Annotated in this window: 14 protein-coding genes and 2 pseudogenes (1 of these 16 only partly in view); 5 read left to right on the top strand and 11 right to left on the bottom strand. The window is 41.2% G+C overall.

What is annotated here, in order from left to right; translation table 11 throughout:
* Positions 1-269 (bottom strand): annotated as a pseudogene (yaaA, locus tag L650_RS0120230) (peroxide stress protein YaaA) (it extends 459 nt beyond the left edge of the window).
* A 254-nt stretch (positions 270-523) separates the two neighbouring features.
* On the opposite strand from yaaA, the gene tal reads away from it, so the two are divergent.
* Positions 524-1474, top strand: coding sequence for a transaldolase (tal, locus tag L650_RS0120225; RefSeq protein ID WP_004587993.1), 951 nt, complete (start codon positions 524-526; stop codon positions 1472-1474).
* Positions 1475-1778: 304 nt separating this feature from the next.
* Positions 1779-1967 (top strand): DUF3545 family protein, encoded by a 189-nt coding sequence (locus tag L650_RS0120220; protein WP_004587992.1) that lies wholly within the window; start codon positions 1779-1781, stop codon positions 1965-1967.
* Positions 1968-2147: 180 nt separating this feature from the next.
* Here L650_RS0120220 and ung read toward each other — a convergent pair whose 3' ends face one another.
* From ung to L650_RS0120180, 8 genes and pseudogenes are all read right to left on the bottom strand, one after another.
* On the bottom strand, positions 2148-2810 hold the full coding sequence (ung, locus tag L650_RS0120215; RefSeq protein ID WP_029774206.1) for a uracil-DNA glycosylase: 663 nt from the start codon (positions 2808-2810) through the stop codon (positions 2148-2150).
* On the bottom strand, positions 2807-3667 hold the full coding sequence (locus tag L650_RS0120210) for a cobalamin-binding protein (protein WP_029774205.1): 861 nt from the start codon (positions 3665-3667) through the stop codon (positions 2807-2809). The genes ung and L650_RS0120210 overlap by 4 nt, the downstream gene beginning before the upstream one ends.
* The gene (gene cobO, locus L650_RS0120205) at positions 3667-4266 is read right to left on the bottom strand and encodes a cob(I)yrinic acid a,c-diamide adenosyltransferase (RefSeq protein WP_004587989.1); all 600 of its coding nucleotides are present in this window, start codon (positions 4264-4266) and stop codon (positions 3667-3669) included. The genes L650_RS0120210 and cobO overlap by 1 nt, the downstream gene beginning before the upstream one ends.
* Positions 4250-5740 carry a cobyric acid synthase gene (locus tag L650_RS0120200; protein ID WP_029774204.1) on the bottom strand — a complete coding sequence of 497 codons (1491 nt, stop codon included), beginning with the start codon at positions 5738-5740 and terminating at the stop codon, positions 4250-4252. The genes cobO and L650_RS0120200 overlap by 17 nt, the downstream gene beginning before the upstream one ends.
* 5 nt (positions 5741-5745) lie before the next feature.
* Positions 5746-6750: a FecCD family ABC transporter permease gene (locus tag L650_RS0120195; protein WP_085065538.1), complete on the bottom strand. Its 1005-nt coding sequence runs from the start codon at positions 6748-6750 to the stop codon at positions 5746-5748.
* A gap of 4 nt (positions 6751-6754) precedes the next feature.
* Positions 6755-7564, bottom strand: coding sequence for an ABC transporter ATP-binding protein (locus L650_RS0120190; RefSeq protein ID WP_029774202.1), 810 nt, complete (start codon positions 7562-7564; stop codon positions 6755-6757).
* A gap of 298 nt (positions 7565-7862) precedes the next feature.
* Positions 7863-8745 (bottom strand): annotated as a pseudogene (locus L650_RS0120185) (porin).
* Positions 8746-8943: 198 nt separating this feature from the next.
* Entirely contained in the window at positions 8944-9813 is an 870-nt protein-coding gene (locus L650_RS0120180) for a LysR family transcriptional regulator (RefSeq protein ID WP_004587984.1), read from the bottom strand.
* A gap of 90 nt (positions 9814-9903) precedes the next feature.
* Between L650_RS0120180 and L650_RS0120175 the strand changes: the two genes are divergently transcribed.
* Together L650_RS0120175 and L650_RS0120170 are read left to right on the top strand one after the other, a co-directional pair.
* The gene (locus L650_RS0120175) at positions 9904-10278 is read left to right on the top strand and encodes a DUF413 domain-containing protein (protein WP_004587983.1); all 375 of its coding nucleotides are present in this window, start codon (positions 9904-9906) and stop codon (positions 10276-10278) included.
* An 87-nt stretch (positions 10279-10365) separates the two neighbouring features.
* Positions 10366-11601 carry a response regulator gene (locus L650_RS0120170; RefSeq protein WP_029774201.1) on the top strand — a complete coding sequence of 412 codons (1236 nt, stop codon included), beginning with the start codon at positions 10366-10368 and terminating at the stop codon, positions 11599-11601.
* Between the two features lie 52 nt (positions 11602-11653).
* Here L650_RS0120170 and rarD read toward each other — a convergent pair whose 3' ends face one another.
* Together rarD and L650_RS0120160 are read right to left on the bottom strand one after the other, a co-directional pair.
* Positions 11654-12571, bottom strand: a complete 918-nt coding sequence (rarD, locus tag L650_RS0120165; protein ID WP_029774200.1) for an EamA family transporter RarD — start codon at positions 12569-12571, stop codon at positions 11654-11656.
* 130 nt (positions 12572-12701) lie between these two features.
* Positions 12702-13157, bottom strand: coding sequence for a thioesterase family protein (locus tag L650_RS0120160; protein ID WP_004587980.1), 456 nt, complete (start codon positions 13155-13157; stop codon positions 12702-12704).
* A gap of 134 nt (positions 13158-13291) precedes the next feature.
* Between L650_RS0120160 and L650_RS0120155 the strand changes: the two genes are divergently transcribed.
* A partial coding sequence (locus L650_RS0120155) for a RecQ family ATP-dependent DNA helicase (protein WP_029774199.1) occupies positions 13292-13872 on the top strand: 581 nt, incomplete at its 3' end.

Here is a 13872-nt window from a genome sequence, read left to right as displayed (position 1 = left end):
CCGCCGTACACATCGCCGTTAAAGGCTAGTACCGCTTGTTTAGCATTACTTTGCGTAAATGGTTGCGACCATTCGCTAAAGCGCGCAGCGTTAAGCCCTGCAAGCTTATCGCTAATTTTCATTAGGCTGCCAATTTGCGCTGGAGTTAGTTCACGGCATACTTTCATGAGCTCTTCGCTGTGCTCTAGTAATTCAGGTTGAGTGAACTTATCTGTTGCGGGTGGCGTTTCGTAATCAAGATTTTTTGCTGGTGAAATAACAGTGATCATAGTTAGCTATTGACTTGTAATTTATTTAATGTCAATTTCAACATTAAATGAGACGAAAAGCACGTTTTGTTTATAAAATACCATTGAAAATTAATCGCAATGGCCTAAATCCTACCTTAATAAATCATGCATCGTCGTTTTTCTATTGATAAGGACATAAGACCTATCAAGCATTGTCACACTGTTGCAGTATTGAATACTTATATTAAGGTAGTTTAGATTTTCTTTTAACTTGCTTGGAATGAGGAAGGCAAATGACTAGCGCTCTACAAAGGCTAAAACAACATTCATCTATCGTAGCCGACACTGGCGATATTGAAGCGATCAAAAAGCATCAACCAGAAGATGCAACCACAAACCCGTCGCTTTTATTAAAAGCGAGCGAGATTGAAGCTTACAAGCCTTATTTAGATAAAGCTTGGAGCTATGCAAAAGAAACAGAGCAAGATGCAGCTAAACAGCTTGAACTTGCATGTGACTACTTTGCCGTATTACTTGGTAAAGAAATTAGCGAAATTGTACCTGGTTATATTTCTACTGAAGTAGATGCTCGTTTATCATTCGACACCCAAGCAACTATTGATAAAGCACATACCCTGCTTAGCCTTTATGAAAAAGAAGGTGTAAGCAAAGACAAAATTTTAATTAAAGTTGCGTCTACATGGGAAGGCATTAAAGCGGCCGAACAGCTAGAAAAAGAAGGGACTAAATGTAACCTGACTTTATTATTTAGCGATGCTCAAGCGCGTGCATGTGCTGATGCAAACGTATTTTTAATCTCACCATTTGTTGGCCGTATTTTAGATTGGCACGTAGCAAATGGTATGGAAAAACCAACCGATCCGCTACAAGATCCAGGTGTTCAATCTGTACGTAGCATTTTTGAGTTTTATAAACGCCATGATTACAAAACCGTTGTTATGGGCGCAAGCTTCCGTAACACTGGCGAAATTATTGCGCTTACAGGTTGTGACAAGCTAACGATTAGCCCTAACCTACTAGAAGACTTAGGCAATTTAGAAGGCGCAGAAGAATACTTACTACAAAGTGATATTCCTAAAGAGCCAAAGCCTGCCCCTCTTACTGAGTCACAGTTCCGTTGGTTACATAACCAAGATGCAATGGCCACTGAAAAACTAGCTGAAGGTATCCGCTCATTCGCAGATGCACAAGAGCAGCTAGAAGCACGTTTTAAAGCAATGTAATACGCGCTAATTATGTATTAAACGCCGCACCTGCGGCGTTTTTTTATGCCCTTAATATAATCCGCACTGCTTTATACTAACCTGCCACAGCATGTACCATTGCCTACACAGCTAAATAGCTCACTTTTAATATTTTTTATTTATTTTTTCTATCTAAAAATAGCGCGGTCAATAAAGCTAGTTAGTATTAAACTTCATCAATGCATCACATACTTGTAACAAATTCGTCACTTTTTTATTCTATTTTAGCTAGGCCTGTGGTATAGGTATTCTCGAGGTTCACTAAAATCAATAGGAGATAGTCATGGATAGCCTAAACGATATATTAGAGATATTAGAAGGTCCTGATACAACAAGAAAAACCTCTCAAAAGAATAAAAAAAGAAAGTGGCGCGAGATTGAGGCCATAAAAGACAAACAACGGTTACGTAAAGAACTACAGGAGTTAGACTTTTTTACAGACAGCATTGAAATTGATGAGCTAGATTTTTAATTTCAAACTAATTGCGCTCAATTAGGCAATTTATTTTGCGGCAGGAAAACCGTATCGATAGTAAAGCTAACGCCAGGTTTTACCCCTTCAAAATAATTGATAATTATTGCGCATGGGCATTAATACACAATAACTAAGTAAAAGGCTTTCATAATACGAAAGCCTTTTTTAATATATCAATTAAACCTGCCAGTTAATGGGCGTATCGCCTTGGGCTTGTAACAATTCATTTGTTTGTGAAAAGTGCTTACAACCAAAAAAACCACGATGCGCAGAAAGCGGCGATGGGTGAGGCCCTTTTAAAATATGATGGCGAGCGCTATTAATATTTTTACCTTTTTTTTGCGCATGAGCGCCCCATAAAATAAACACCACTCCTTTGCAGTGTGCATTTATATGGGCTATCACGTTATCGGTAAATTGCTCCCACCCTAAATGTTTATGCGAGTGCGCTTGGCCTTGCTCAACCGTGAGTACTGTATTGAGTAAAAACACGCCCTGCTCTGCCCAGCTTTGTAAGTAGCCATGGTCTGGTATTTCAAAACCGGGAATATCCGTTGCCAATTCTTTGTACATATTTTTTAACGACGGCGGTAACTTTTTAACCTCTGGCAACACAGAAAAACATAAGCCATGGGCTTGGCCTTCTCCGTGGTATGGATCTTGGCCTAAAATAACCACGCGAATATTGTTAAGGGCTGTCGCTTCAAAGGCGCTAAATACTTGCTCTTTGGGTGGGTACACTGCAACACCTTCGACACGGCGTTTTGCTACATAATCTAATGTTTGCTGCATATAAGGTTGCTGTAATTCATATTTTAAAAAGGCTGGCCAATCGCTCATTGTATACTCTTAATTTGTTTGCGTGATGCATCTATTTTATCACACATATTTGCCAGTCCATCTAGCATGCGCGGTGTAAAACGATGTAATAAATCGGCATTTACACGTATAAATTGGTTATGTTTTACAGCGGGGACTTCTGGCCATTTTTGCCAATTAATTTTAGGTTGTGGCTTATCGGCTTGTTCATCAGGAATAATAATAATCTGTGGTTTTTTAATCACCACGTTTTCAATACTTATTTGCGGGTAGTCGGTTGGGCTGTGTGCAAATACATTGCTTACATGACATGTTTCTATAAGCTGGTTTATCCATGTATTCTCACTTACCGTCATCATTGGCTCTGGCCATAATTGATAAAAACCAGTTAATATTTTTTTGCTTTGCTGCTGCTTTTTAATTTTTTTGAATTTAGTAATAAATGCGTTTGCTACTTGCTTGCTTTGCTCAATACGCCCTGTAAATTTTCCAAAAGCAATCAGCTCGTTTGCAACTTCTTCTATTTTTTTTGGATCACTTAAATGTACTTTTATACCAAGGCGTTTAATTTGTTCTAAATCTTCACTTTGATTACCGCTTTTCCAACCAATCACTAAATCGGGTTTTAGCGCTAATAATTTTTCAAGGGAAATACCATAGTAACCACCAATGCGCTCAATACTTTTAGCTTCATTTGGGTAATCGGCGTAATCAACAGTGCCAACAATATTACTTCCCGCACCTATAGCAAATAGGTTTTCTACTATATGCGGTGCAAGTGCTACAACGCGCAGTTTATCTGGCGCAGCTGTATCACTGGCCACGGCACTGCCCCCAGAACACAATAACAGCAGTGCAGTAAAAAACGCTTTATACATTAGTAATCAAACCCTTCTAGTGCTTTTATACCCGAGTCGAAGGCGTGTTTAACATTGCGCACTTCGCTTACTGTATCGGCAAGGTCTGTTAATGTGCGGTGCGCTGCGCGACCTGTAATAATAACCGATTGCATGGGAGGGCGATTATTTAGCGCGTTTACTACCTCATCTAAATCAATATAACCGTAAGTCACCATGTAGGTAAGCTCATCTAGTAATACTAAATCAATACTGCTATCAGCAAGCATACGCTTTGACTCTTGCCATGTTGCTTGCGCGGCTGCGGTGTCGGCTTCTTTATTTTGCGTATCCCATGTAAAACCGGTATTCATAACGGCAAATTCAACCCCTGCGCCTTGTAATAAGTTACGCTCTCCACACTCCCATGTGCCTTTAATGAACTGACAAACAGCGGCTTTTTTACCATGCCCTACGCAGCGAGCAACCACACCAAAGCCTGAGGTGGATTTACCTTTACCATTACCCGTAATTACCTGAAATATCCCTTTAACATCTTGCGCAGCAGCCACGCGTGCATCTACCTGCTCTTTTACTTTTTGTTGGCGCTGCTGGTGCTTATCGTTATTTGTATCCGTCATTATTATCTCCTTCATAAATCGATATAATGTGTTGTATGTTCAAATGCGCCTCGCACATAGTGGCCAAGCGCTCAAGTTGTTGCTCGCGGTGCGCTACAATACTCACAGGTTGTATGGTTGCATCGCTTTTTACCCACTTTAAAATTTGCAGTGTGGCAGCGGGTTCATCAAACAAGCCATGCAAATAAGTACCAGCAATGGCATTATCATCACTAATAAAGCCATCGTTTTCAAACCCATAAGGGTGCGCGTTAAACGTTAAAAATGGCTTATCAAGTGCTGCGCCTTCACTAATGCCGGCATGAATTTCGTAGCCGCTACACGGTGTTTGCAAATCATTTAACTGCATAGCCGCCGTTACTTTAGTGAGTACTTTTTGGGTGCTTAGAGTGGTATCAAAGTCACTTAATGCAAGGCCTTTAACACGTTTTAATGACGATTCAACCCCCATCGGATCAGCAATGCTATTTCCCAACATTTGCATACCACCACAGATACCCAATACTTTGCCACCATAGCGTAAGTGCCGCTTTATTTGCGTATCCCAGCCTTCATTTTTTACAAAACTTAAATCGGCCAGCACGTTTTTACTGCCGGGAATAATAATCAGATCAACCGGTGGGATCGCGTGTGTGTGGCGTACATAATTTATATTAATATTTGGGTGCAGCCGCAATGCATCAAAATCGGTATGGTTACTAATATGCGGCAATAAAAGCACGGCTATATTAATGGTGGCAGTCGTCACCGTGTTATCTATTGCTACAGCATCTTCGGCATCAAGTGCTAAATCATGCAAATAAGGCAGCACTCCAAGCACTGGTTTTTTTGTGTAGCGCTCAAGCCAATCTAGCCCACTTTTTAGCAAGCTTATATCGCCTCTAAAGCGGTTTATAACAAAGCCTTTTACACGCGCTTGCTCGGATTCGCTTAATAGCGCAAGTGTGCCCACTAAATGCGCAAACACACCGCCTTTGTCTATATCGGCAATAATAATGACAGGGCAATCTACCGCTTCTGCGTAACCCATATTGGCAATATCGTTCTCGCGTAGGTTTATTTCTGCGGGGCTGCCTGCGCCCTCAACCAATAATAAATCAAACTGCTTTGCTAGGCGTTTATGCGAGGCAAGCACTGCATCCATCGCAACTTGTTTATAGTTATGATACGCCCCTGCCTCCATATTACTAATGGCTTTTCCATGTACAATGACTTGTGCCCCCGTATCACTATTGGGTTTGAGCAATATAGGGTTAAAGTCGTTTTGAGGCTCTACTTTAGCGGCTATAGCTTGCAAAGCTTGCGCACGGCCTATTTCGCCCCCCTCTTTTGTAACCGCGCTATTAAGCGCCATATTTTGCGGTTTAAAAGGCGCGACCTTTACACCTCGCTTTGCAAACACTCTACAAAGCGCAGCAACTAAGGTGCTTTTTCCGGCATCTGAGGTAGTGCCTTGAATCATTAAGGTTTTCATCAGCACTATGCCTTTGTTTTTCTAAAAAAGAGTAAGCTTAAAAAAAATACGCTACCCATGGCTGCTGTAATTACCCCTACAGGGAGCTCTTGGTTTTTAAGTAATGAGCGCGAAAGCACATCGACCCACACCATAAACGTGCCGCCCACTAAGCTGGTAATTAATAAGCCAGCAGTACTGCCCTGAGATATAAAAAAGCGCACTATGTGCGGCACCATTAAACCTACAAAACCAATACCGCCACATAGGGCCACCAGCACGGCCGTTATTAACGAGCTCAATACCAACATTAAAATTCTAAAACGGTGCACACGGACCCCAAGCGTTATCGCGCTTTCATCGCCAAGAAGCAGCGCATTTAACTGCCTTTTAAAGCTCAGCATAAAGCTAATACACACCACTATAACCACGCATGGCAACCATAACGTGGCCCATTGTGCGCGGGCAAAGCTGCCTAAAGTCCAAAATAAAATACCAGCCACTGCTTGCGGGTCACTCCAATACAGCAGTAAACTTGTAAATGCGCTAAATAAAAACGACAGTGCCACCCCCGCTAGCAACATTGACTCTACTTGCGACCTTTTTTGCCGCCCAGCAATAAGTATCAATAAGCCCATTGCTAAAAAGCTCCCCAATAAGGCAGCAGCCGATAACATAAACCCTGAACTAATACCCGCAACAGCCATAAGCAGTACTACCCCAAACGACGCGCCTGACGATATGCCAAATAAATACGGATCAGCGAGCGGGTTACGAGTAACCGTTTGTAAAATAAGCCCTGCAATAGCCAAACCTGCACCCGCCATAAAGGCAAGTAAGGTACGAGGTAACCTAAGCTCATAAATAATACGCGCGTTAAACGAGCCCTCTCCTGCTGATAAAATCCCTGTGAGCACATCACTTAACGGCGTATCTGCGGCGCCAAAACTCAGTGCGCTAAAAAGGCTACCCAGTGCAATTAACACGGCTGCTATAAATATTGTCCACTGGTTTATTTTTGTTATATCCATTTAATTAATAGCCATAAAAGTAAGTAATATGAGGAATAGTTTGACCATTTTCTGTGCGCTGAGGGTGGCGAGTTACGCGCGCACAGACCCCAAAAACATCCGCTAGCATGTCCTCACTAAGTACCTGCGCAGGCGAACCTGTATGTGTTATTTTACCTTTATTAATAACCACCAGCTCATCGCACATAGCGGCTGCTAAATTTAAATCATGAAATGAGGCAAACACAGTGACCCCTAGCGATTTTGCCAGTTCCATCACTTGTATTTGGTATTTAACATCTAAATGGCTAGTTGGCTCATCCATGATGAGTAATTGCGGTTGCTGCACTATAGCGCGGGCAATCAATGCACGTTGCTTTTCGCCCCCCGAAAGCGATTCAAAATTTTGCTTACACTGTTGCTCAAGCCCTACGGTTTTTATTGCCTGTGTAATTTTTTGTTTGTCGCTGTGGGTGGTGGCGCTAAATAATGATTTATGAGGTGTAAGCCCAAGGGCAACCACATCAAATAATGTTAGGTTAAATTGCGCGGGCGTTTCTTGTAGAACTACAGCAACATATTTTGCGTAGTCTTCACTTTTAAGCTGCCAAATATCCTGCTGATTAAAGGTAACGTTACCAGCGGTGGGTTTATTAAAGCGATATAAACAGCGCAGTAAGCTCGACTTACCCGCCCCATTTGGGCCAATTAACCCAATAAACTTACCCTTAGCTATGTGTAAATTAATATTGTTTAAAATGGCGTGTTCATCAACTTCCCACGACACATTTTGAACGTTTAATAAGGGTGTATTTGGCGCTAATGTAGTTTGCAAAAGTGAGTCCTTGGAAAGCGTGCACTCACTAACACACAGCTAAAAGACTAGTGCATCAATAAAAATGAGTTTACCCGCTCGTTAAAAAAGTATACCAATCTAGAACTTCTCATGCTGATTGATATGTCTCATTTGTATCTGACTTAAAGCGTGGTGCTAATTACAGTTACGGGAATAGTTGAGGAATTTCACCCCATTCCAAATGAGGGTCTATTATGGGCGGGTAAGTAAATAATTTAAAGCAAAAAAAACCGCGCTCATTAGAGCGCGGTTAATAAAGGGAGTGTTTAAGCAACGCTTAAAACTTGTATTCCATACCTAGGCCAACGTAGTCTTGGTCAACATTGTTGTCCATATCAAAGCTTGAGTAAAAACCAAATACTTTAATGTTTTTATTAAACTTATGATCAACACCTACAGAAACTGCCGTTTTGTCGTCGCTGTCATCAAAGTCCATTGCTTGGTATTGCACTTTAAACGTGTTTTTACCCATGCTGTAGGCTGCGTTTAATAAATAGCCGTCAGCTTCTGCGCTACCGTCTACTTTTTCTTGAGTTTGGTACATAGCGCCTAATTTAAAGCTATCTACTTTACCTTGAATTGACGCACGTACTACATCGTAGCCATTTACTTCGCTATCGGCTGNCCGCCATTGAATAACCGTTATCTGCATCTACGTCATCTTCGGCAACAAATGTAGCAAGTACTTTAAAGCCTTCGTAGCTTTTAGATGTATAAGTGATTGAATCACCTAGGCGGTTTTCACCTTTAAAGACATTTTTAATATCGCCTTCAAGGTCATTAAATAAATCTAACTTACCTTGCGATTGTTTAAGCGCTGTATCGTTACGACCCACAACAACTTGACCATATGCACCTTTTAAACCTACATACTGGTTACGTGCAGAAATATTGTCGTCGTTATCACCTTTAGAGTCAGCATCAGATACATCAACTTGAAACTCAAACTTATAAACCGCTTCTAATCCATCAGTAATCTTTTCAGACCCTTTTAGTCCAAAGCGAGATGCATTACTTTTAATTTCAGTGAAAGACCCTTCGCCATCATCAGACGATTGCACAGTAACATTCGCTTTACCGTATACATCAACGTCTGCAAACGCGCTAAAAGATAAACCACTTACTAGTGCAACACATAAGCTCGATTTTACAAAATTCATGTTATTTCCTCGATAATCACAAGACTAATTTTTAAAACAGCTGCAGTTTGTCACCGTTAAATGACAGATATATTACAAAGGAAACATTTTTGTCTTTTTATTTTAATAAAAGTGTCTAAATTCTGAAAACAAACCGACATGAATATTTAATAAACAAAATTGTACCTATTCAACCTCATTAAAAATCATAGTCGGTATTTAGTGTTCATCAACAGGCTGATAAGCATTTATTTTAGGTAATAAGTTAATCAGGGTTTCTATTAACTCTTTTTGTTCGTTGTCTCTGTGGTAAGCCACAAAAATATCACGCGAAGTATGTTCTACATCTTTTACATGAAACAGCTCACCCTTTTCTAGGTGAGACTCAACAAGTACCTCGGGGATAAACGCACTGCCGCCACACTGAAGAATTAAATCAAGGGCAATACGCCCCGTACTGGTTCTAAAATAAGGCGGCGTTTTACCGGTAAATTGGCGCGCATGCCATAGTGAAAACGTAGTACCCCAATCAACATATACATATTGGTTATCAAAAAAGTTCTCGTTAGTGGCCGTGTCATAGCCACTAACCGGAATAATTGGCAGCTCGCAAATTCGCTCTACCACAAGCTCGTCTACTTTAGGGGGGTCAAATAAAATGGCCAAATCAAGCGTACGCTCTAATAATAGCCGCGTGCTTTCTTGTTGGGCTTTAACCTCTGCGACCAACGACACCCCAGGCATAGCCGACACAATATTAGTAATGCCAAATTGTAAAAACGCATCCCATATATTAGGCGTACCCGCTAAACTTATTTGCTTGTGCATGTTATCGGCAAGTGCCACATCCACTTTGGCACGCTGCATGCCGGTGATGATCATTTTAGCGTGCGGAAGCAATCGCTCTCCTGGCGCCGTTAATTGAATATTGTTACGCTGGCGAATAAACAAGTTTACACCCAACCCCTGCTCTAATTGGCGAATTCGAAAGCTTACTGCCGATTGAGTGATATACAGGTTTTCGGCCGCTTTACCAAAGTGACGCGTGCGCACAACCTCTACAAATGTTTTTAATAAATCTATATCCAATTTTTTATCCTCACGATAAAAATAACTTGTTTAATAAATTGTCAAACTTGCATCATACTCCAGCAATAAACAGGGTATGAGGATACAGTTATGAGCAACGATATTTCACTACTTCGCCAAGCGTTTGTTAGCCAACGTCAATTTTATGATGATCAAAACTTTCCTCGCGGGTTTAGCCGCAGCGGAAACTTCACCTTATTAGAAGCCAGCATATTAGAGCAACACGGCGTTGTACTAAAAGGGCTTTATAATAAAACTTTAGCACCCCAAAATACGCTACAAGAGCAATTTGTTGACGTAGTTTGTGGCAGTAAAGAACCTACAAACCCAATTGAAAAAGCCTGGGTTAAATATTTAAAACTAACAACCTGTAAAACCAAGTTTCATACACTTTTTGGCCGTTCAAAAATGTCAGGGCCGGTACCAATAAGCCAAGACGATTATAGCGAATCAGATAGCGTATAAGCCTCTAAGATATTTGCTTTTTTGCGTTTTAACAGTTACAACTTGTATAAGCAAATACTTTTGCAAAATATCAAACAAGGTTGTTACGTGACGCGAAAAATACTCATAGTTGAAGATACGCCTACTATAGCGCGTGTGCAAAAGCATATCGCGCTTAAAGCAGGTTACGAAGTAGATATAGCCGAGTCTTTAGCGGCAACAAAAGAGCTAATAAAACACAATAGCTACTTTTGCGCTGTTGTTGATTTTATCCTTCCCGATGCTCCTGCCGGTGAGGCGATTCCGTATACTATTAGTGCCGACATTCCCACCATAGTAATGACAGGCAACATAGATAAACAAACTCGCGACACGGTAGAAAAATACCCAATAATTGATTACATAATCAAAGAAAACAAACAAGCTTACCAATACCTAGAAAAACAACTAAGCCGTTTACCACGTAACGAGAACGTAAAAGTGTTGGTCGTCGACGACTCAACCTCTACCCGTAGATACATTTGCAGTTTACTAAAGCGCCATAAGTATCAAATACTCGAAGCAAAGGACGGCAAAGATGCGCTAGAGGTACTTGAAAGCCAAAAAGATGTGTCTGTTATTATTACCGATAACGAAATGCCAAACATGAATGGTGATGAGCTATGCGCCGAAATTCGCCGGCTTTACAGTAATGATGAAAAAGCCATTATCGGTATTTCGGGTGCTGACTCGTCAGCATTATCGAGCCTATTTTTAAAAAATGGTGCCAACGACTACCTCCATAAACCCTTTAACAGCGAAGAGTTTTACTGCCGACTAAGTCAAAACGTCGACATGCTTGAGCAAATAGCAACAATTAAACGCCAAGCAAATACCGACTACTTAACAAACCTGCCTAATCGTCGCTACTTTTTTGAAGAGTCGAGCAAGTCTCTCAAGTATTTAAAAAAATCGAATCAAGATGGTGCACTCGCCATGCTTGATATAGACCACTTTAAATCGATTAACGATACATACGGTCACGATTCAGGCGATGAGGTTCTCAAAGGGTTGGCGGTGTGTTTTAAAAAGTACTTTGAAAAGCAGCTAGTCGCTCGCTTAGGCGGTGAAGAATTTGCCGTTTACTTTACTGATGCAACCACAGCGCAAGCGCTAAAACGCCTTGAAGGGTTTAGGCAATTTATAGAGCTTAATAGCCAAGAGTTTAGCCAAGAAAAAATTAAATTTACAATTTCTATTGGTTTTGCAAGCGGCCCTATTTACCAAATAGATGAGTTACTTAAACAGGCCGATTTAAAGCTGTATGATGCAAAAGAAACCGGCCGTAATAAAGTAATAAGCTAAACCTTAACGCTGCTTTATAGCAACTTGCTTAAACTATTATTGCGCATAGGTATTAAACTTCGGCGGCGGTAACAGCCGCTTTTTTACGCTTACGCGATTGATGATAAGAGTCCCAGGTAAATATAGCCAGCGCACTCCAAATACAGGCAAAGGTAATCACCCGCTCTGCATCAAATACTTCATCGTAAAACACCACAGCAAGCATAAACATTAAACTTGGCCCTATGTACTGAAAAAAGCCCAATGTTGTGTACTGCAAACGCTTGGCCGCTCCGGTAAAGCAAAGCAGCGGCAACGTAGTAATAATACCGGCACTAATTAACAGCGCATTGGTATGCCAATCGTTTAGGGCTAAGTCGGAAGTAGGCGTTGGTGCCATTACCCACCAGTAAATTAATGCAACCGGCAGTAAAATTAGGGCTTCGAGTAAAATGCCTGGCAGCGCTTCAACTGGTAACTTTTTACGCAGTAAGCCATAAATAGCAAAAGACGTGGCAAGCGAAAACGCCACCACCGGAAACGAGCCAAAACTGACCAATTGCAATACTACGCCCGCAAAGGCTAAAAACACTGCAAACCCTTGTAACTTTCGCAGCCGCTCGCCTAAAAATAGCATGCCCAACAGCACATTAAGTAATGGGTTTATGTAATACCCTAAACTGGCATCGAGCATATGGTTATTATTAACCGCCCAAATAAACAGCCCCCAATTAAAGCCCAATATAGAAGAGGTAAGTACTAACATTAAAATAATTTTTGGCTGGGCAACTATGCGCTTAACCTTATCCCAGTATTTAAGCACACTGACCACAAGCACTAAAAAAACCACAGACCAGACAACACGGTGAGTTAAAATTTCAAAAGCAGAAACATGCTGTATTTGTTTGAAATAAATAGGCGCTAAGCCCCACATTAAAAAAGCTAAACAGGCAAAAATACCGCCTTTACGCTGCTCGTTTGCAATCGTCATACATACTACTTATTCATACTAAAAGGCCAACAGTTTATACCAATTCGCGCTATTAAGTGATTTATTTTGCGGTAACTAAAGCTCAGCGTAAGGCAAAGCTTTTTATTTTAGCCGTGCGTAATTAGCAGCTTTAACCTACTAAATACGTACCTGTACCAAAGGCGATTTGGATTGCCTTTTCATTGTGTAGCTCCATTCTACATACACACACTTTATTTCCAGAGCGGATCAAAGTAGCACTGGCTGTAAATGTCTCCCCTTTGCCAGGGCGCAAATAATCTGTGCGCAAATCAATAGTGCCTAAGGTAGCCAGCTTTTGCTGAACGCTAGGGATATCGAGCTCGGTTAATTTATCGATAACACTGGCTGCTGCAAGCATGCCGCCCACATTATCGAGCACCGCCGATATAATACCGCCGTGAAGAATTTTTTGCGCAGGGTTGCCTATAAATACATCCTGCCAGGGAAAGGTAATTTTAGCTTGCTCAGGACTGAGCGACTCTACCGAGATATTTAAAAACTGATTAAATGGCATGCCATTTACAAACAGTGCGCCAACTTGTTCAATTAACATTTCTTTATTCATTATTATTCTCTATGTTTAAATTAACACTGGTACGATGAGTTAAGCATACCTGAAGCAAAACCACGAGGCACTAATTAAATCATTTACCTCTAAGCTAAAGACATCCTATAAAAAAAACACTAAAATAGCCGCCGATGAATACTCTAACCCCTACACCTAGCACATTGGTCCGCAAGCCCGACACGGTTCTTAAACAAGTGTTTGGCTACAGCGAGTTTCGTGATGGTCAAAAAGCGGTGATCGACGCGGCCATTAATGGCCAAGACTCTTTGGTACTACTGCCTACAGGCGGCGGTAAATCAGTGTGTTACCAAGTACCAGCGTTAGTGCTCGAAGGGGTTACTGTGGTAATTTCACCGCTTATCTCGCTCATGCAAGACCAAGTAACGCAACTGCAAGCATTAGGTGTTAAAGCCGCTTACATTAATAATAGCCTGGCTCGCGAAGAGCAACAATTAGTGTACCAACAATTGCACCAAGGGCTAATAAAATTACTGTATGTTGCCCCTGAAAAAGTGCTTCAGCATGAATTTACTGAGCGACTCAGCCACTTAAATATCAGCTTATTTGCAATTGACGAAGCACATTGTGTATCGCATTGGGGGCATGACTTTAGACCTCATTACTTTAGATTAAATGAGCTTAAGCAGCGCTTTTCCCATGTACCTATGATGGCACTGACCGCCACGGCCGATAAAGCGACCCGTTTTGATAT

The organism is Pseudoalteromonas sp. TB51, from assembly GCF_000498055.1.
Classification (GTDB): Bacteria; Pseudomonadota; Gammaproteobacteria; order Enterobacterales; family Alteromonadaceae; genus Pseudoalteromonas; species Pseudoalteromonas atlantica.
Note: the sequence above shows the minus strand (reverse complement) of the source record. Positions and strands in the feature narration are given on the sequence as shown.

Coding starts and splice junctions, on each gene's coding strand:
- L650_RS0120160 (WP_004587980.1), bottom strand. CDS start 13,157: ATGAATAAAGAAATGTTAATTGAACAAGTTGGCGCACTGTTTGTAAAT.
- L650_RS0120220 (WP_004587992.1), top strand. CDS start 1,779: ATGGATAGCCTAAACGATATATTAGAGATATTAGAAGGTCCTGATACA.
- L650_RS0120200 (WP_029774204.1), bottom strand. CDS start 5,740: ATGAAAACCTTAATGATTCAAGGCACTACCTCAGATGCCGGAAAAAGC.
- ung (WP_029774206.1), bottom strand. CDS start 2,810: ATGAGCGATTGGCCAGCCTTTTTAAAATATGAATTACAGCAACCTTAT.
- rarD (WP_029774200.1), bottom strand. CDS start 12,571: ATGACGATTGCAAACGAGCAGCGTAAAGGCGGTATTTTTGCCTGTTTA.
- L650_RS0120195 (WP_085065538.1), bottom strand. CDS start 6,750: ATGGATATAACAAAAATAAACCAGTGGACAATATTTATAGCAGCCGTG.
- tal (WP_004587993.1), top strand. CDS start 524: ATGACTAGCGCTCTACAAAGGCTAAAACAACATTCATCTATCGTAGCC.
- L650_RS0120175 (WP_004587983.1), top strand. CDS start 9,904: ATGAGCAACGATATTTCACTACTTCGCCAAGCGTTTGTTAGCCAACGT.
- cobO (WP_004587989.1), bottom strand. CDS start 4,266: ATGACGGATACAAATAACGATAAGCACCAGCAGCGCCAACAAAAAGTA.
- L650_RS0120210 (WP_029774205.1), bottom strand. CDS start 3,667: ATGTATAAAGCGTTTTTTACTGCACTGCTGTTATTGTGTTCTGGGGGC.